At 46.7% G+C, this 18739-nt stretch carries 20 protein-coding genes; 11 read left to right on the forward strand and 9 right to left on the reverse strand.

Going from position 1 to position 18739, the window contains the following annotated elements:
- Window positions 1–166 precede the first annotated feature (166 nt).
- Window positions 167–733, forward strand: coding sequence for a TetR/AcrR family transcriptional regulator (locus OEU88_RS08000; RefSeq protein WP_262694627.1), 567 nt, complete (start codon window positions 167–169; stop codon window positions 731–733).
- Window positions 734–779: 46 nt separating this feature from the next.
- On the opposite strand, the gene OEU88_RS08005 is transcribed toward OEU88_RS08000, so the two are convergent.
- The gene (locus tag OEU88_RS08005) at window positions 780–2129 is read right to left on the reverse strand and encodes an amidohydrolase family protein (RefSeq protein ID WP_394805246.1); all 1350 of its coding nucleotides are present in this window, start codon (window positions 2127–2129) and stop codon (window positions 780–782) included.
- Between the two features lie 219 nt (window positions 2130–2348).
- Here OEU88_RS08005 and OEU88_RS08010 point away from each other — a divergent pair, with 219 nt between their 5' ends.
- The 5 genes from OEU88_RS08010 (at window position 2349) to OEU88_RS08030 (ending at window position 6096) form a co-directional block, all read left to right on the forward strand.
- On the forward strand, window positions 2349–2738 hold the full coding sequence (locus OEU88_RS08010) for a GntR family transcriptional regulator (RefSeq protein ID WP_262694629.1): 390 nt from the start codon (window positions 2349–2351) through the stop codon (window positions 2736–2738).
- A gap of 1 nt (window position 2739) precedes the next feature.
- On the forward strand, window positions 2740–3636 hold the full coding sequence (locus OEU88_RS08015) for a hypothetical protein (protein ID WP_262694630.1): 897 nt from the start codon (window positions 2740–2742) through the stop codon (window positions 3634–3636).
- Window positions 3637–3845: 209 nt separating this feature from the next.
- Window positions 3846–4469, forward strand: coding sequence for a TetR/AcrR family transcriptional regulator (locus tag OEU88_RS08020; protein ID WP_262694631.1), 624 nt, complete (start codon window positions 3846–3848; stop codon window positions 4467–4469).
- A 238-nt stretch (window positions 4470–4707) separates the two neighbouring features.
- Complete coding sequence (locus tag OEU88_RS08025) at window positions 4708–5157, forward strand: YHS domain-containing (seleno)protein (RefSeq protein ID WP_262694632.1); 450 nt, start codon at window positions 4708–4710, stop codon at window positions 5155–5157.
- A 165-nt stretch (window positions 5158–5322) separates the two neighbouring features.
- A complete protein-coding gene (locus tag OEU88_RS08030) occupies window positions 5323–6096 on the forward strand; it encodes an isocitrate lyase/PEP mutase family protein (protein ID WP_262694633.1) in 774 nt (257 codons plus the stop codon).
- Between the two features lie 26 nt (window positions 6097–6122).
- Here the strand turns inward: OEU88_RS08030 and OEU88_RS08035 are convergent, their stop codons facing one another.
- On the reverse strand, window positions 6123–8003 hold the full coding sequence (locus OEU88_RS08035) for a DUF885 domain-containing protein (protein ID WP_262694634.1): 1881 nt from the start codon (window positions 8001–8003) through the stop codon (window positions 6123–6125).
- A 463-nt stretch (window positions 8004–8466) separates the two neighbouring features.
- Here OEU88_RS08035 and OEU88_RS08040 point away from each other — a divergent pair, with 463 nt between their 5' ends.
- Window positions 8467–10209 (forward strand): peptidylprolyl isomerase, encoded by a 1743-nt coding sequence (locus OEU88_RS08040; protein WP_262694635.1) that lies wholly within the window; start codon window positions 8467–8469, stop codon window positions 10207–10209.
- 25 nt (window positions 10210–10234) lie between these two features.
- Here OEU88_RS08040 and OEU88_RS08045 read toward each other — a convergent pair whose 3' ends face one another.
- Window positions 10235–11128 carry a LysR family transcriptional regulator gene (locus tag OEU88_RS08045; RefSeq protein ID WP_262694636.1) on the reverse strand — a complete coding sequence of 298 codons (894 nt, stop codon included), beginning with the start codon at window positions 11126–11128 and terminating at the stop codon, window positions 10235–10237.
- 132 nt (window positions 11129–11260) lie between these two features.
- Between OEU88_RS08045 and OEU88_RS08050 the strand changes: the two genes are divergently transcribed.
- The 3 genes from OEU88_RS08050 to OEU88_RS08060 all read left to right on the forward strand — a co-directional run bounded on the left by OEU88_RS08050 (window position 11261) and on the right by OEU88_RS08060 (window position 13556).
- Window positions 11261–11803 (forward strand): hypothetical protein, encoded by a 543-nt coding sequence (locus tag OEU88_RS08050; RefSeq protein WP_262694637.1) that lies wholly within the window; start codon window positions 11261–11263, stop codon window positions 11801–11803.
- A gap of 92 nt (window positions 11804–11895) precedes the next feature.
- Entirely contained in the window at window positions 11896–13083 is a 1188-nt protein-coding gene (locus tag OEU88_RS08055) for a serine hydrolase domain-containing protein (RefSeq protein WP_262694638.1), read from the forward strand.
- 17 nt (window positions 13084–13100) lie between these two features.
- Window positions 13101–13556, forward strand: coding sequence for a GNAT family N-acetyltransferase (locus OEU88_RS08060; RefSeq protein WP_262694639.1), 456 nt, complete (start codon window positions 13101–13103; stop codon window positions 13554–13556).
- A gap of 53 nt (window positions 13557–13609) precedes the next feature.
- Here the strand turns inward: OEU88_RS08060 and OEU88_RS08065 are convergent, their stop codons facing one another.
- The 6 genes from OEU88_RS08065 to OEU88_RS08090 all read right to left on the reverse strand — a co-directional run bounded on the left by OEU88_RS08065 (window position 13610) and on the right by OEU88_RS08090 (window position 17997).
- On the reverse strand, window positions 13610–14017 hold the full coding sequence (locus OEU88_RS08065; RefSeq protein WP_262694640.1) for a gamma-glutamylcyclotransferase family protein: 408 nt from the start codon (window positions 14015–14017) through the stop codon (window positions 13610–13612).
- Window positions 14018–14043: 26 nt separating this feature from the next.
- Window positions 14044–14775: a class I SAM-dependent methyltransferase gene (locus OEU88_RS08070; RefSeq protein WP_262694641.1), complete on the reverse strand. Its 732-nt coding sequence runs from the start codon at window positions 14773–14775 to the stop codon at window positions 14044–14046.
- A 95-nt stretch (window positions 14776–14870) separates the two neighbouring features.
- Window positions 14871–15833 carry a thioredoxin-disulfide reductase gene (gene trxB, locus OEU88_RS08075; RefSeq protein WP_262694642.1) on the reverse strand — a complete coding sequence of 321 codons (963 nt, stop codon included), beginning with the start codon at window positions 15831–15833 and terminating at the stop codon, window positions 14871–14873.
- A gap of 186 nt (window positions 15834–16019) precedes the next feature.
- On the reverse strand, window positions 16020–16184 hold the full coding sequence (locus OEU88_RS08080) for a hypothetical protein (protein ID WP_262694643.1): 165 nt from the start codon (window positions 16182–16184) through the stop codon (window positions 16020–16022).
- A gap of 110 nt (window positions 16185–16294) precedes the next feature.
- A complete protein-coding gene (locus OEU88_RS08085; RefSeq protein WP_262694644.1) occupies window positions 16295–17083 on the reverse strand; it encodes a ubiquinone biosynthesis protein COQ4 in 789 nt (262 codons plus the stop codon).
- Window positions 17084–17247: 164 nt separating this feature from the next.
- On the reverse strand, window positions 17248–17997 hold the full coding sequence (locus tag OEU88_RS08090) for a ubiquinone biosynthesis protein COQ4 (protein WP_262694645.1): 750 nt from the start codon (window positions 17995–17997) through the stop codon (window positions 17248–17250).
- 122 nt (window positions 17998–18119) lie between these two features.
- Between OEU88_RS08090 and OEU88_RS08095 the strand changes: the two genes are divergently transcribed.
- Window positions 18120–18737: a TetR/AcrR family transcriptional regulator gene (locus OEU88_RS08095; protein WP_262694646.1), complete on the forward strand. Its 618-nt coding sequence runs from the start codon at window positions 18120–18122 to the stop codon at window positions 18735–18737.
- The last annotated feature ends 2 nt before the right edge of the window (window positions 18738–18739 follow it).

The raw sequence follows: 18739 nt of genomic DNA on the forward strand, positions 1-18739 counted from the left end.
AAACTTTGAAAACCTATATCATGCTATTTTCCAAAATTACAATAGAATAATGAAAATAAAGGATATTGATCACGCCTATAGATGTATTATTGACTATATAAGAGGGGTTGTTTCTAAGGTATTTCGTATATATATGATACAGATCAGTATTTATTGAGGTAACACGATGCGAGCATCGATACGTGACGAATTGGTACAGCGAGCAACGCAGGTTTTTTATCAGCGCGGTTTTCATGCGACAGGTATGGACACATTGGTTGCTGAAACAGGTGTTTCCAAGACCGCAATGTATAAACATTTTCGCACCAAGGATGACCTGATCCTTGCAGTACTAAGATTCCGCGACGAGACACTGAGAAATTGGCTTTTCCGGCGTATGGAAGAACTTGGGCAAACACCTGAGAGTCAATTGCTTGCACTTTTTGACGCGCTTGATGAATGGATAAAAGGCCCGGGATTTCAGGGTTGCCTGTTCATAAAGGCGTCATCAGAGTTTCAGGATGCTGAGCATCCTATATATCTCCAGTCGGCAGAACATAAGCGGCTTTTAAGGCGGCATTTTCGAGCGCTCGCTACTACTGCAGGCGTTGAAAATGCTGATCTGTTGGCTAATCAGCTATTGCTGCTGAAGGAAGGCGCTATTGTGTCAGCTCATATGAAGACAACACAGTATCCTGCAGAAGAGGCCAGGCAGGCAGCCGGTGCGCTTTTATCAATAGCATTGAGAAAATAAACAGAGTAGGGCGGCCCGAATTTGATGATCCAGGCCGCCGTTTGTATTAACGGCCTTTCAGGTTTTCTTCGACGGGCTGGCCGTTTTGTTTATAAACAACGCCGCCTTTCATAACCATGTCTACATTCTGCAGCAGATTCATGTAACGAAGCACGTCTCCCTTAACAGCAATAATGTCGGCATATTTCCCCTTGGAAACAGTGCCTATTTTATCATCAACACCCATCATAACGGCCGGCCAGTATGTTGCGGCGCGAATGGTGTCCATAGGTGGGATATCAAATGTATCGACCCACGCGGCCATTTCGTTCCATGTGCTTTGGCAGTGGAATTTAATCGGGATACCGCTATCGGTACCCACGAGGAACACAACACCAGATTCGCGGAGTTGTGCAATTTTACGCTTCAGGGTAGGGCGGCGAATTGGCACAAGCGCAGAGTAACCAAACTGACCAGGGTTTTGGATTGATGCTTTAATGTCGGCAATAGTGTCGTCTTTCAGGCCGCGGTGCCAGCACGTGGTATCCAACTTTTCCGGGTTATCAACCGTAAGCGGGTAATTCCACAAGCCTTCCACTGTTGGTGTCCAGAACATAGGGCCACCTGCTATACGGCCTGTTGCTGTGCGTTCTTTCAGCAGCTCTATAACATCAGCGGGGTATTCTGGTGCGGTTGTCAGGCCGGTGTGCTCAAAATTGTCTACACCGATAGCGATGCCTCGGCGAATTTCGTCAGGCCGGTGTGAATGTGCAACAACCTTCAAGCCGTATTTATGTGCTTCGTCAACAACAGTTTGTGCCTCTTCCATTGTCATTTTATCTTGGTCGATCAGTTTGATGATGTCCACGCCAGCATCAGCCAGTGTTTTGATCTTGGCTTTCACATCATCTACACCTTTAACGCCCCAGCGATAAAACTCTGAGCCCTCCGGCGATTCGTGTTGAATAAAGGGCCCTGACACAAATAGGCGCGGCCCGGGTATTTTGCCTTCAGCAATACGTGTTTTTACAGAGATGGATGCTTCTAATGGTGCGCCCAAATCGCGTGCAGCTGTAACGCCGGCAAGCAGCAATTGCACTGCGCTGGCGGGCATGATCTCGTCTTCAAGCCTTGGTAAGTATGTTGGGTGCCAATGGCTGTAGTCTGAATGACCATTAAGCATGAGATGCGCATGGCTTTCCCACAAGCCTGGCAGCACATCCATGCCTTCAGTGGAAACAATCTCGTACCCGCTTGGTACTTCCAGCGAGCCGATAGTGCCAACGGCCTCAATGGTGTCACCATCGATCAGGATCACGCTGTTTGCAATTGGTCGGTGCCCAAACCCATCAATCAACCTGCCGCCAACAAGTGCTTTCTTTTCTGCCGAAAAAGCAGAAATGGATGCGCCGAACATAAAAATGCTGAGCGTAATTACGCTTACCAGCATGTGTTTTATAGAATTCATAGAAACCTCCCCTTGAATTTGCCCTGATGGAAAGGTCGTTTAAATTCAGCTTTAGGTCAAGACTACACACCATCACAACCGCGCTACAATTTTCTATTGCAATTAATATGATCCTATTGTACCCCTACTTCAAATGGTACATAAATACAATAATACAAAGCGACAGATATGCGTATCAAGATAGACATTGACGACCCAGTGCCTCAGTTCGCTCAACTGGTTGAGCAGATTAAGGGGGCTGTTCAGCATGGTGCCATTAGTGCGGGTGATGCTCTGCCTTCTATTCGCCAACTTGCGAATGACTTAGGCCTGAACAACAAAACGGTAGCAAAAGCATACCGGCTGCTCGAGCGCGACAGCGTAATACAAACCAAAGGGTATCGGGGGACCTTTGTACACCCCGATGCCGTTACTAACAGCACAAAAGACCTGAATGCATGGCTGCACAATACGCTCGATAACACGGTCGAGGAGCTGCGCAAATCAGGCGCAACGGATAGTGAAATTCGCATTGCTTTTGGCAATGTCATGAACAACAGAACTCAAAAGGAAGAATGAGATGTCGGCAACCTTCTCAACAGAATTCGTATTGGCGGTGTTTTACATTGTCTTTTTATCGCAAATTTACTTTGCATCAATTCATTATCCACAGAAGCTGGTTCGCCGTGTGGCGTATATTCTGGATAATTTTCCGCCGGAAGAATATCCCAACTTATACCCTTCTGTAGGTGATGGGTTTGTAGGGCGTGCAAACCGCAAACTTGGCCTATATAGCGGCGTGAATTACGCCATCGCTGTATTTGGCTTGGTTATCCTTGGCTTTATGTGGGCGTCCGGTTATGAGCCTGCATTGAAAGGCGGGGACGAAGTTTATGTAATGCTGTATTTCTTCCTGCAGGTCATTCCTTTCCTTGTGGTATCCCTGCAAGACTTTAAGCATACTAAAAAACTCCGGGAAAGGTTTGCTCAGCGTGTTCGTACTGCTGAACTGAAACCGAGACAGTTGTTTGATTTTGTTTCGCCGTTTCTGGTTGGGTTTGCAGTTTTATCTTATATAGCTATGCTTGTGTTTAATCTGTCGTATGACTATGAAAACCAATCTCAGCAGATGAATATGTATTTAAGCCTTGGTCTAATTACACTTGTTAATCTGGCATATGTTTTTGTGATTGCCCATTTTGTCAAAGGCGTGAAGCTCGACCCGTATAAAGATGGCAAAGACCAGTCCAAGCAAATAGAAAGCATGGCTAAGAGCCTAACAATTTCAAGCATTATGATTAGCGTTTTTCTGATCGTTGCTGAAGCAGCGGATCGTTATGATATTGAGGTTTTTGACCCTGCAGTTTCTAGTTTCTATATGCAGTTGTGCCTCATCCTGGGTGTTGGCTTGACCATGCGTATTGATAAGGTCGAAAATATGAACTTCGATGTCTATAAAGAGGATGTTGCCGCATAAATTTAACATGCTGTTGCGTAAATTCGCCTCTGCCTTCTGTAAGCGGTAAGTTCTATAGTGCTGGCGTAAGAGACAGATTTGTCTATATAGGAAGTTGTATAACGAAATTGCGATAACTGAGAAAGTAAAGTTTGTGATAAGGTGGTTACAAATTTAGGCTCGAGAGATATCATCATCAAGCTAAGCGAACACAAGGCTGGTAATATATAATGAATGAAAGCAGAGAGAAATTGATCGATACGGCGATCATGCTTTTTATGGAAAATGGCTTTCATTCAACGGGCATAAACCTAATCCTTGAAAAGTCAGGTGTCGCTAAAAAGACCCTGTATAATCATTTTAAATCAAAGGATGATCTGATCGTTGCTGCGCTTGAGAAGCATAGCGGATTGTTTAGTACGCGCTTTTCACAGGAAGTAGAAAACTTAGCCACAGAACCGTCAGAGCAGCTTGTTGCTATCTATGATGTTGCACATGCATGGTTTTCAGAAAGCAACTTCTTTGGATGTATTTTTGTGAATGCGGTTGGTGAATTCGCAGACCGTGAATCCTCCATACGCAAAGTATGTATGGATTATAAAAGCGAAATGCGTGATTATATTTGCGATCTATGCAGGCGCGCGCATTTGCCGGACCCTGAAAAAACATCATCACAATTGGCGCTTATTCTTGAAGGCTCGATTTCAACGGCACAGGTTTCTGGAAACCCTGATGCTGCAAAAACAGCTAAAGATACTGCTTTAGTCATTATTGAAAAAGCAATTGCCGAAGTGGCACCAAACTCACAGGGCCTCTTGGGCCGTTTATTTGGTGAAAAACGTTCAGCTTCTTAAAGCGCTCGGCTCCTTGCAAGGCTATTTCTTCTTCATGTTACTTCTATGATGGGGCCTTCGGCTCTCAAAAAAAAACCTCTGTTATTGCTATGGTCACTGTTTCCTCACGCCCTTGTGAAGCAAATGGATAGCATTACCTCTTGCGAAGTAGACAGATTTGTCTATATATCATTTTCAACGAGGAGACAGATCGGTATCCTCAGGGATAATTTTGACTTAGATGAAAATGGAATTAATCATGAAACTTATTCGTAATGCTATGCTTGCTGTTACAGCAGTATTCGCTTCTTTCCTCGCTGGTGCAGCTTCTGCTGAAGTAAGCACTGTTGCTGTTAGCGGTTATGACGTTGTGTCATATCATTCTGGTACACCTGTTCGCGGCTCAGGCAATAATGTTGTGTCTTACAACGGCGTAACGTATCTGTTTGCAACTGAAGAAAACAAAAACGCTTTCTCTGCTGACCCAGCGAAATATGCTCCAGCATACGGCGGATACTGTGCGTACGGCGCAGCTGTAGGTAAGAAATTCTTCAGTGATCCTGAAGTTTGGAAAATCGTAGACGGCACATTGTACCTGAACCTAAGTGATGACGTGTCTAAAGTTTGGCACCGCGACATCCCAGGTAACATCTCAAAAGCAGATGCTAACTGGAAAACAATTGCTGATGTAGCCCCTGGCGATCTCTAAGCCTTTTCCCCCTGATACACATCAGTAATTACAACGAACACGCTCTACTTGTAGGGCGTGTTTTTTTGTGCCTCACTACCTAGCGCTATGAAGCGCGGTACGTTACAACCAACGTAATAAAGTAATGATTAAAACGCTGCGTATATTTAGCGAAAAGGTAACAACATGTTGACACAAACGGAACGCGCACGAGTATTTGCTGACCTTCATCAAAAGGGTGCTCCCGTTATTTTGTTTAATGCTTGGGATGCAGGGAGCGCCGCCGTTATCGAAAAAGCTGGCGCTAAAGCTATTGCAACAGGCAGCTGGCCCGTTGCTGCGGCACAAGGTTTTGATGATGGTGAAAATATTCCCCTTGATCTTGCTGTTGAAAACATTCGCCGCATTACATCCTTGGTAGATGTACCTGTTTCTGCGGATATAGAAGGCGGATACGGGGTTTCGTCTCAAGAGGTCGCAAATACTGCATCCAGGATGGTGGAGGCTGGTGCTATTGGTTTCAACTTTGAAGACCAGGTTGTTGGTAGTAGTGATTTGTATGATATTACTGAGCAGGCAAGCCGTATTGCTGCTGTGCGCAAAGCTATAAACGGTCTTTGCGACAATATTTTCATTAATGCACGTACTGACATATTCCTGAAAGCCGCACCGGACACACATACAGCCGCAATGTTAGACCATGCTATTGAACGAGCTGAGGCTTATGCCGAGGCAGGGGCAAATGGTTTTTTTGCACCGGGTTTGGCGAACGAGAACCTGATTGAGCGTTTATGCAGCTCAACTGATCTGCCCATTAATATTATTGCTTTGCCGCATGTGCCAGACACAAAAACGCTCGCATCTCTCGGGGTTGCTCGTATCAGTTACGGGCCGGTTCCATACAAACGCATGACAGCATGGCTTGAAGAAGAAGCCAGGCAGGCGCTATCCCAGTTATAAATGGACGCGCCCGCTTGTTGGTTTGTTTATGATTGCACGCTGGCAACCCATTGATCGACACGGCGTTCCAGGATGGACAGTGGTACTGCACCACCGCCAAGAATAGTGTCGTGGAAGCCTTTTATGTCAAACTTGTCACCAAGTGCAGCTTCAGCTTTGTTGCGGAGTTCAATGATTTTCAACATACCGATTTTGTAGCTTGTGGCTTGGCCAGGCAACACCATGTAACGGCGCACCTCGCTGCGCGCCTGCGCGTCGGTGATGGCTGAATTTTGCTGGAAATATTCAACTGCTTGCTCTTCAGTCCAACCTTTGGCATGCAAACCCGTGTCCAGCACTAAACGTACGGCACGCCATATTTCTGAGCCCAAGCGACCAAATTCAGAATAAGGGTCAGCGTATGTGCCGTCCATTTCCTTGGCGAGCAACTCAGAGTATAAACCCCAACCTTCGGAATAAGCTGTGAAATTGGCTTGTGTCCTGAATGTAGGCACGCTTTCGAGCTCTTGTTGAATTGCTATCTGCATATGGTGGCCAGGTAGGCCTTCATGGTATGCGATAACTTCAAGCTCGCGCTTTGGCATCGCCTTCATGTCTGAAAGGTGGGCATAGTAAACGCCAGGCCGTGATCCGTCTGGTGTGCCTGGGAAATAGTGTTGTGCTGCCCCGGGTTGTTCGCGGAATGGTTCAACACGTTTCACCACAAGGTCACCTTTCGGTAATATACCGAAATAGTCAGGTAGTTTTGCTTTGATGCCATCAATAGCCGCGGTGGCGTCGTCGATGTATCCTTGGCGTCCTTCATCCGTATCTGGGTAATAATAGCGAGGGTCATCTTTATTGTCGCGTAGTTCTGCGAAAAACTCGACCAGCGTTCCGTCAAAACCTACTTGTTCTCTAACAGCTTCCATTTCGGCGCGTAGGCGCGCGACCTCATCTAATCCGATCTGATGAATTTCTTCAGCGGTCAGGTTTGTTGTGGTGTTGTTTGCAAGGCGTTCATTATAAAAAGCAACGCCGTTTGGCAGAGCAGCAACGCCTGTTCCTATGTTGGCATTGACCATGTCTTTCTGTTGCCATGCAATAAGTGCTTCATAAGCTGGTTGCCATTGTGTAACCAATGCATTGCGTGCCGCTTCAGTTAAGGCATCAGCTTGTGCTTGATCAATAGTTCCTGCTTCCATTAGCGCAGCGATTTTACCTTTTGCGTCAGCCCATATCGAACTGTCTTCACCGTCATTAAACGGTGCACCGGTGATAATCTGCTGTGCGGAGTCTATTACTAGTTCAAAAGAAAACTTTGGTGGCCTTACCCCTGTGGCAGCATGCTCTTTTGATTGCTCAATAAGTTGACCAAGTGCAACGGCAGAACCACCAATACGTGAAATATATGCTTCCATATCGTCAGCATTCTCAACGCGGTGAAAAGCGATTAACAATTGCGGGAAAAATGCTTGAATAGCTGACATTTGTTCAAACACATAACCGTTGGTGCGGAACTTGTTGGCAGCCTCAGCGCTAAGCAGTTGATGTTCCCAGATATCGTATGATGTTTTGCCATCGTCAGTTAATTTGTTGCGATCAAAGTTAGCTTTCATCTCTTCAACTGTTTTGCGTTTCCAGGCTAATTGTGCCATCTGCGCTTCAACTGAAAAATCATCTATTTTGTCGGTGTTTGTTTTCCGGCCCAGGAATGTTTGTTGAATAGGGCTGAAAGCAACTTCTTCTTCAAATCGTTGTTCGAACCAAGCGTTCAGGCGTTCCGTTTCAGATTGCGCTGTGTTGGCGGCAGCAAGTTGTGTTTCAGTATTAGGCGTTTCAGTTGTTGTTGTTTGCTGGTCACAAGCTACAAGAGCCGTGGATGTCAAAAGAGCAATAAGCAAACGAGATGTGGTTGAGCGGATCATTGTAATGCTTTCATTTTCGTTAGGAAATTGAACGAAAACTTGCGCGATTGTACCTTCTTGTCAAGCAAGACCGCGATGAAACGAGCAAACGGATGCGATAAAAAAAGGCCCCAACAATCGTTGAGGCCAAAATACTCATAACTTAGGGGAAGTTAACATCTTTAATATTACCAAAGATGTTATGTGGTCGGCCCCGAAGAAGTGGGGGAGGGGGGAGAGTATCGGGACCGACCAAATGACGGAAAACCGTCAAAACTTTGCTCGCTAGAACCACGGTACATGGTTGCTCGTTTGCGTTGACATCTATATAGGTGACATTTGATGGTCTGCAAACCCAGTATTATAGCAGCCCAGCCATGCACTTTTTGCATGGCTTAGGGGTAGTGAACACTTATTTAGTAGTGACTTCAAATGCTTATGAAGAAACCCAAGCGTAGGTAAAAACCAAGGGAAACATTTCGATATGATAAATACGATTAAACTTCCATTTTTCTTATTATCGACGTTTTTCCTAGTTGCTTGCAGCAACCAATCTGATCAGCAAGAAAATGCGGGCGAAGTTAAGCCTGTTGTTGACCCTGCTCTCGTTGCTGAAGTTTATGAAGCAGCAGATAAGCGGATATTTGATAAGGCGCTACTGGGCCGCGCTATTGATGGTGATTTTCCGTACGCACTCGTTCTATTCAGCCTTAGCGGTACGGAAGCATGCACAACAATAAGACCATACCTGTCATCAACAGATGATGCTATTTTAGAGGCCGCAGTTACTGGGGCCGGACGCTGTGGCAGCCCGCACGCATTTGAGGCATTGCTTGCAATTGCAAACGATGTACCAAAAAAACCTTCAATAAGAATAGCGGCATTAAAAGCGGTTGGATTTGCATCAGATGAAGATGATCGCTCGCAAATGGCTGCAAGCGTTAATGCGCTAATGCAAGCAGTAAATGAAGATTCAGGAGTAGAGCTTGCCGCAGCAGCTGTTTACGGCCTGATGCAAAATATAACATACGCTGGCCTTTCACCGAGCGCCTTGCCTGAACTAGATATACAGGCGATTATGGATGCCGCTATGCGCGATGACCGTTTGGGTTTTGAAGCGGCTTATTTGCTGATGCGCATGCAAGGCTTGCGGGCTGCTCTTGATTTTGATGATGTTGCGGCAGCAATCGAAGGGTCGACACAGCCGGAAAAAACATACGCTTTGCTGCGTGTTGCTGGTCAATTTGGCAATGCTGCCTCAGATTTACTGCGCCGTTACGGTAGTGTAACGAGCATTGAAGGTGACCTTTCCACGGAAATGTTCAATGGTGCTGAAGCCAATTCAGTTGCGGCGGGCGCAATCATTGCCATGTCTGGTTTAAATGACGGTGCATCATTAACGCACCTTTTCCAATTGTTGAACGAAAACAATCCGGCAATCAAACAGCTTGCGCTGTCTGTTATGGCGCGGCGCAGTGACGCTGATGAAGGTGTTGCGCAGCGTATGTGGCATTTTGCGCGCGGCGATAATCCGTGGCTTGCTGTAACAGCGGCCTCCGGATTGGTTGGTTTCGGTGACCCAAATGCATTGTATCTAGCCGAAGAGTGGCTTGAAAGCGGTAGCTTTTACCAAGCGTTTCAAGCTGTCGGTCTTTTATCACGCAACCCTGAAGGTAGGGATTTATTGCAGAATTATGTTGTTACCAGCGATGATCCAGTGCGCACACAGCTTGTGATGGCAACACTTGATCCAAACGGCGTGGAACCACGTGCTGCACGTGAAACGGCCACTTATGCTGACGCATTGGCATCTACTGTTAAAAGGCTCAAGCTAGAGACAACGCGCGGCGATATCATTATTGAGATGATTGAAGAAACACCCTATGCCGCACATAATTTTATTACACTTGCTGCTGAAGGTAAGTTGGATGGTATGGTTTGGCACCGCGTGCTGCCGGGCTTTGTTGCGCAGGCTGGACAACGGGATGATGTTGGTCAGTTTGCAGTACCTACAATCCGTGAGGAATGGGGCGCCGAATTGCATGCACCAGGTACGGTGGGTGTAGCAACATCAGGGCCGGATACTGGCACTACGCAGTTTTTTATCAACTTGATGCACAATCGGCATTTGGATGACCGGTATTCCGTTTTTGGCCGTGTTGTTAGTGGACCATACGGTGCATTACAGGAAGGTGACATTATCACGCGTGCAACAGTGACGCCTTAGTTGCTAATAAGCTAGGTATCTTGTTCTAAAGAATTTTACTTTCTGCACGAATTTGCCTGATCATAAAGTCACGGAACAGTGCAACACGTAATGAGCCGCGCAGCTCTGGCGGATAGCAATAATAACTATTGAACGGTGTGCCTTCCACGTCGGGTAAAACGCGCACCAGCTTTTGCCTGTTATGCACCAGATAGTCTGGCAAAACAGCTAGGCCCATGCCCATTTCTACAGCATGTAGTATGCCGTATAGGTTATTGATCTGCAGGCGAGGCTTACGCGTGTGCGTTTCGATGCCTGCATCCAATAACCAGTTTAGCTCGCGAATAACAGATGTAGCGGTGTCTCCGAACGTAATGAGATCATGGTTATCTAGATCGGATGTACTAACCGGTGTTCCTTTACGGTCCAGATATTCAGGACTGGCATAAATATGATTGTGAAACATCGCCAGAGGGCGCTGGATCAGTTCCACTTGTTCCGGTTCGTGCAGTCTTATAGCAACATCCGCTTCGCCTGCAGACAGGTCAAGGTCGCGGTCATCAAGGATAACCTTTAGGTCAATCTCCGGATATTCCAACATAAACTGATCGAGGTGCGGTGTGAGCCAAACTGCTCCAAATGTTACCATTGTGGTGACACGCAGCAACCCTGACGGTCGTTCACGGGACTGAAGCAAGCGGCGTTCTGTCTCATCAATGCGCTGCATAACGGCACGGGCTGTCTCGTATAGCTCTTGTCCTTCCTGCGTGAGGACCAATCCGCGTGCGTGGCGCGTAAATAAAGATACGTTCAGGCTTTCTTCGAGAGTGCGAATTTGGCGACTGATCGCGGATTGGCTGCTATTGAGCCGCGCGCCCGCGCCTGTAAAGCTGCCAGCTTCCGCAACAAAACGAAAAATTCTAAGTCGGTCCCAGTCCATACCGTTGCTCCCTGATGAGGCGACAGTATTTCATTGGTTTAACGTTGCTGCAAGTGGTGTTGCCTTTATCCCCATAATTGTTCAGGATCATGTTCGTGCTGTTGCTGTAGCACTGATAAATCGGATGGCAAAATGATGCAGCCAGGTGAAATGCTGGAATTGTTGGCAGAGGGTGAGCGCAAGGCCGTTGCGAAGTCTTCTTTCGTTGCTGAGCAGGTGATTGAAAACCCTGTGCTTATGCCGCATTTGATCTCGTTGCTTACGTTTGAAAACACGACAGTTGTCTCTCATGCAGCGCATGCGCTGCATACAATTTCGAAGGCTAAACTGGAACTATTATTGCAGCACAGCGCTGCACTGGTTGGTGCTCTTGCGAGCGATCAATGGGAAGTGCAGGAGCAACTTGGTAAGTTTCTCCCCAAGCTGTCACTTGATGCTGAGCAACAAGAACATATTTGGCAACGTTTCGAAGATATTTTTTATAATGGCACAAGTAGTATTGCCCGAACCTGCGCATTGCAGGCAATGGTTGATATGAGTAACGCATTTTCTGCATATCGCGGCAAGGCAGACATAGCTATTGTGTATGCACTGGAACAGGGCAGCAAAGCCATGCAAGCGAGAGCGCGAAATCTCATCAAAAATTATGAATGGATAAGTGTCAATAACATTTAACACTGTAATGGTGGCATAAAATTTAATCTTACATTCTACAGATCAATGTTTATGCTCTTGCAAAATTTAACCATGAAGGCCGAGGAATAGTTATGAAGATGTTGTTACGTTCGCTGTTGGTAATTTGCCTGTTTAGCCCATCTGTCTTCGCTGCATCTGATGAAGCGCTTAATGAACTGCTGCAACGTATGCAGACGGAAGGTTTCACAAACGTTCTATTCTTCAATGATGCTGATCGTCGTCTAGCTTTTGCTCATATTGACAAATTTGCGCCAACACGCAAGCTCCCGGCTTCGGAAAACCCTTACTCGTTGAGCACTGATATTGATGCCAGCCTTAATCAGGTAAACTATACTGTTGATGGCCAAACGTTTTCTGTAAACGATCTGCTTGCACAAGAACCGCTTATGGGCATGGCTGTTGTTCAAGGGGATACAATTCGCCTTGAACATTACGCACCAGACCATAACCCTGAAAGCGTCTGGGTGTCGTTTTCGGTTACCAAGTCTTTCACATCTACACTAATTGGTGCAGCGCTAAAGGACGGTTATATCTCAAGCCTTGATGATACAGTTGCTGATTATCTACCTCGGTTGCGGGGTAGTGATTACGGCGGTGTTAAAATCAAGCATATTTTGCAGATGGCATCGGGCATTACATGGAATGAGGACTATGCAGACCCTGAATCTGACGTGGCGAAAGCCGGTAGCTTGCAGGGTAAAGCTCTTACTGATTACCTCGGTAACCTAAAACGCGCTCACGCACCTGGCGAAGTGTTTAATTATAATACTGCGGAAAGCAATCTTGCCGGCGAAATACTGCGCGCTGCGATTGGTAACAATGCCGCTGAGTACATGAATGCCAAAATCTGGCAACCTTTCGGTATGGAACATGACGGCAATTGGTTGTTAACTGCGCCGTATGGCCGGGAGACTGGCGGTTGTTGCATTAGCGCAAGCTTGCGTGATTATGCGCGTCTTGGGGTATTCGCCAAACGTGAAGGCAAATTGCCATCAGGAGAAAGCATTCTCCCTGACGGCTGGATGGAAAAAGCAACGACGCCTTCAAAAGGCTTTGCTGGCTATGGCTACAAGTGGTGGCTTCTTGGAGATGATGCCTATACCGCTAGCGGTATCTTTGGTCAGATGATTTATGTTGATCCAAAGCGAGATATTGTGATTGCGGTTCACAGCAATGCACCGGCTGCTGTGGGAACAGATTACCACAAGCATTACCGCGCTGCAGCGGAGGCAATTGCGAAAAGCCTGAGCGATGAATAAAAGTATATTAGAAACCTATGGAAATTCTGCTTGATGATCTAACTCATCCAGATGTGCGAGCTTTGTTGCAAACGCATCTGGATGATATGCATGAACACTCACCGGAAGGCAGCAGCTATGCGCTTGACCTATCAGAGCTTCAGGCGGTTGATATCAGCTTCTGGGTTGCCTGGGACGGCGTCGAGGTGGCTGGGTGTTGTGCGTTGAAAGAATTGTCGCCCACATCAGGTGAAATTAAATCAATGCGAACACACGCTGCCCACTTGCGCAAAGGCGTGGCAGCAAGGATGCTTGAATACCTTCTTAAGGTAGCAAAGTCACGGGGATATAGCTCGTTATCACTGGAAACGGGTACTGGTCCTATATTTGATCCGGCACTTAAGCTTTACAAGAAATATGGTTTTGAAAGCGGTGAGGCTTTTTCTAATTACAAACCTGGTCCTTTTAATCAGTTTCTTCATATAAGCTTGTGAAACGTGAAACCCGTTTTGTGCCAAGGCCACTATCAATTGGCTAATGTGCTGAATTATGTCCCGGCATGCTTGATGTGATTTAGGTATGAATCTGGAAAGCCTAACTTGGAAGCCACGTCTAATAATAAAGCTGCATATTTTTTATTCGCACCTGTTACTTTCTCGGCAGGTAAATTGTAGCAGATAGCTTTGGCTTTACCGCCATTAGACAGCACCACTTCCACAGGTTCTGGGATATAATCCGAGACACTGCTATCGCTATATAAATCAGCTGCTTCATCAGCAGAAATATCCATCATAATGCCGTAAGAACGGTTGGTTTCTGCAGGCAGCAGCGTTGCGCGCTCTCCTATATGTAAAGCATATCCGTCCACATACCCAATGAGCATGTTGTTCGGGATTATTCCTTTTTCAGCGAGAAGGGCTTCGTCCATAAACAGACCGTAGAAAAATACATGCATATATCTAAAACTCCTGATTTTTTGCCTCAGTGGGCCTCAACTAACCTGTAGCCGCAATCCAGTGCGTCAAGATCATGCAAATGGGAATAACGCTCAGCCCATGCACCGCTTTCAAGATCGGCTTCAAGCTTTTTAAGTCCGTCAGTTATGTCGTCTATAGCCCAGAAAGAAGAGATGGCAGCGCGTATACGTTTATCAAGGTAAGCTGTTGGGCGTTTCCAATAGCTTGCCAGAAATCCGTCCGTACAATCGAACGGAATTGGCACCGTTGATACGTCAACATTACCAAGCCATTTTTCATAGTCTTTCATTTGGGGCATATGCTTATCGTCTAACGTTGCAAGGGCTGGAAAATAATCTATGAGCCAAAACTCACGAAAAGCAGGGTCATATGTTAGAAAGACAATCTTGTCCCTTGTCACACGGCGCATTTCCATGACGCCCTTTTCCTGATCAGACCAATGATGAATAGTTAACACAGCCATTGAAGCATCAAATGACTTATCTTCGAAAGGAAGGTTTTCAGCATAGCCCTTAATAACATTTGCCTTTGAAGGAGGGCGCTGACTTATCATTTTTGCTGACGGTTCAATAGCCGTAACTTGCATATGGGCTGGCTCGTAAGACCCCGCTCCTGCGCCTACATTGAGCACTGTTTGTGCTTGCCCAAGAGCTGCATGAATTTGGTTTGCAATCCTGATGTCAGGCACACGCAAGTTAGCATAATTTACACCGATCGTGTTGTATAAGCTGTCCATAGAGAAAACCTAGCATAAAGCCGCGACTGCTAACATCACTATAACAAAAAAGGCGACCCGAAGGCCGCCTTTGAAAAGCTTATTTAAGCACTGATTTATTCAGCGGCTTTAGCATGCACCTGATTTGCCAGAAATTTTTCAGCTTCCAGTGCTGCCATACAGCCCATTCCTGCCGCTGTTACAGCTTGACGGTAAACCTTGTCGGTTACGTCGCCTGCAGCGTATACACCCGGGATATCTGTCTCGGTACTGTCAGCTTTTTTGGTAATGTAGCCTTCATCATCCATTGGCAGTTGGCCTTTGAAGATTTGGGTTGAAGGCGTGTGACCAATAGCAATGAACACACCGTGCACATCAAGTGTTTCAATCTCACCCGTTAATGTGCTTTTCAGGTTTACACCTGTTACACCGAGCGGATCTTCTGTGCCTAGCACTTCGTCAAGTGTGCTGTTCCATTTAATCTCTACATTCTCTGCAGCAAACAAGCGATCCTGAAGGATTTTTTCTGAGCGCAGCTCATCCCTGCGGTGCACCAGCGTTACTTTTGAGCAGATGTTGGATAAGTATAACGCTTCCTCAACAGCAGTGTTGCCGCCGCCAACTACGATAACCTCTTTACCGCGGTAGAAGAAGCCATCACATGTTGCACATGCCGAAACGCCGTAACCGTTGAATTTTTCTTCTGACGGAAGACCAAGCCAGCGGGCCTGTGCGCCTGTTGCAATCACCACAGTGTCAGCCGTGTACACTGTGCCACTGTCACCGATGGCGCGTTTTGGTGTTGCACTCAGGTCAACTTCATTGATCAAATCGTAAACGATTTCAGTACCAACGTTTTCAGCTTGTTGGCGCATTGCCTCCATAAGGTCTGGACCTTGAACAGCGTCAGCAAAACCGGGGTAATTTTCAACATCAGTTGTGATGGTCAACTGCCCACCAGCCTGCATACCTGTTACCATTAATGGTTTTACATTGGCGCGTGCTGCATAAATGGCAGCCGTGTAGCCTGCAGGGCCTGAGCCGATGATTAGCATGCTGGTGTGTTTTGTCTCACTCATGACCGTAATCCTTAACCTAAACACGTCATATTGAGCGGCACCATACTGGCAAGCCGCTATGTCGTTTATTAACTTGCGCACTTACATAATAGGTGAGGGCAAAAAAGCCAAGAGCGGACATTGACGTATCACAATGGATTGTTCCGATAGGCCTGATCGGACGCTTCGATTAAATCGAGTTGGAAGCTATTTCAATAGGGAACGAAAGACAGGAAACCAGTCAAAAAAAGCTACAGTTTGATTTGGCCGCGAGCTGCCATAAACGGGGTGGCGTTCTGGCTGCGTTTCACGTTTTTTGTCTCGGCGTAATTCTCTTCGTTTCATCCGCTCGGTCATTGGTGGCTTTTTCATATGAAGAACCTTCGCAGTGTGTTCGTTAGCAAAAAGATTATACATTATTGTTCGAACGAAAAAAGGCCTCTTAAGGAGGCCTTTTAACTTTGAAAATTGTAACTGCATTATTATGCTGCCTGTGCAAGCTCTTCTTCCACCGGCTGATAAGGCCCGGGGTAGGTGGCATCAATCACTTCCTGTGCGGCGAGGTATGCGGTTGGCGTTTTGATGTTCAGCATTTCACGTACTTCAATTAGTGGGCGTTCCATCAAGCCCTCCCAATCCTGACCTGGCAACCAGCCTGCTTTCAGGCCGTTACGGTATGCTTGCCAAACGGCTTTAACGGCACCTTTGCGTGGGTGTTTGCGTGAAAGGTCGATAGCACCCATTGCTGCAATAGCAGCAAAACCAAGGCTTTTGGTTTGCGCATATGAAAAGGCAACCACAGAAAATTCACCGAGGCCATCACGCCCGAAACCAGTAATTACATGCCACAAGTCGTGCATTTCACGGGTGCGCATGGTGTAACGCTCAAGCCCTTTGTCGTGAAAGTCGCCGTAGCTTTCATCACTTGCTTCTACCAATCCCTCTGCCGTAATGCCTTCGCGGGTCATGAAGGCTAGATACTCGCGGCCAACAGAACCTTCCGGTAATTTTGCCAACGCTTTACGGTTTGCGAGTGTGTCGAGAAGATCAATCTCGTTTGCGATGATATTCTTGCCAACTTCCAGTTTGGCGAATCGCTGATAGGCATTCCACAAAGACTTGCCCGTAAGTGCACGCATAATCCTGAACACTTGTGCTGTGTCTTCGCGGTCCTTCATGAGGGCGCGTAAGGCTTTCCATGCACCAATATAGTCCATGCGCGGTGCGATATAGTTGCTTTTTGAAGTTGCCTTTGTTGGTGCATTAGTCATGATTTCGATCCTTATCGACATATTTGTTGATAGAGATATATGAATTACCGACAAAATTGTCAATAGTGAAGTGAGCACTTTTTAAATGGCGAACGGTGACCATCAAGCAAACGCTAGTTGCTGATTATGAAAAAGTGTTGTGGAGTTTGTATTGTTTGGTGCTGTTATTCAGCAGGTACAACAGGAGCAGGTCGCGTGTTAGCTATAACGTTTGTTGCCTGTTGGTATTTGGTAGGCACACTGACATTCAGCATGCGCCGTACATCATCCAGTGGTTGTGCCATTAGGGTTTCCCAATTTTGACCAGAAAACCATTCGGCTTTTTGCCCAATGCGGTAGGCTTGCCAAACAGCGCTTCGCACCTTGTTGCCGGGAAACTCGCTATTAAGTTTATGCGCACCCATTAAGGCAATGGCTGCAAAGCCAAGGCTTTTGGTCTGTGCATATGAAAATGCCACTACGCAAACTTCACCCAACTGATCGCGGCCATATCCGGTTATAACATGCCAAAGGTCATGCATTTCACGGGTGCGCATGACAAACCGAATAACGTTTTCATCGGTCATCTCTGCGTATACATCGTCGCTGGCTTCTACCAGCCCTTCGGCGGTTATGCCCTCGCGTATCATGAAGCTGAGGTATGCGCGGCCTAATGACCCTTGGGGTAATTTGGCAAGCGATGCTCTGTCAGCCAGCGTGTCCAAAAGGTCAATTTTCTCTTTGAGAATATGCTGACCGATGTCTGATGCGTTAAACTTCTTATATTGTCGCCACATGGATTTGCCGGTTAATGCCCGCATGATGCGGAAAACCTGGCGTGTGTCTTCAGGGTCTTTAATCAATGCCTGCAATGCGCGCCATGCCGAACGAAACTCAAGTTTCGGGGCATCATAGGTTGCGGGTTGCGCGGTCATTGTTTGTCCTTTGCGTCATGTGTACGTACGATACTGGTATCTAGGGTATCGCCATTTCTGCCAAAGCTCGTTAAAAAGTATATCGTGATAAATATAAAAATATCAATAAGGACGTGACAGGGATGACAGCTGTTAAAAAACGTGTGAGGCGCACCCCGGACGAAGCACGCACGCTTATATTGGATGCTGCGCGGCAGCGCCTGGCTGCTGATGGTCCCGAGGGTTTGCAGCTAACCGAGATTGCAGCTGTGGCTGGCATGGCACATTCCACTGTATTGCATCATTTCGGTAGTGTTGAAGGACTACGTGCTGCCCTTGCTGAAAAAATGGTGGAAAAACTGCTGAGTGACATTTTGGCAGTGCTGGATGCAACTGGTGGCTCTGTGCCGACTGATCACACTATACTCTTTCGTGTGTTTGAGGTGCTGTCAGATGACGGAAATGCAAGACTGCTGGCCTGGACAATGCTCAAGGGTGGTGAGCTGGATGCCGGGCGTGAGACCATAACAAGGCTTTTTGCCGAATTAAGTGCAGGTATAGCAGCCGCCATTATGCGGAATAATGTGGGTGCAACCGAAGCAAAAGCAAAACGCGAAGCACGCTTTATTATTCATCTGGCGGCATTAACGGCAGTGGGTGACGGCGTGGCTGGTTCGTACTTATCAGACTTGATCGGCCTTGCTGACCATGAGGCCAAATCAGAATTCCGAGACTGGTTCGCAAAGCGACTAATCGTATAAGG

Source organism: Kordiimonas aquimaris (genome assembly GCF_025574485.1).
GTDB classification, from domain to species: Bacteria; Pseudomonadota; Alphaproteobacteria; order Sphingomonadales; family Kordiimonadaceae; genus Kordiimonas; species Kordiimonas aquimaris.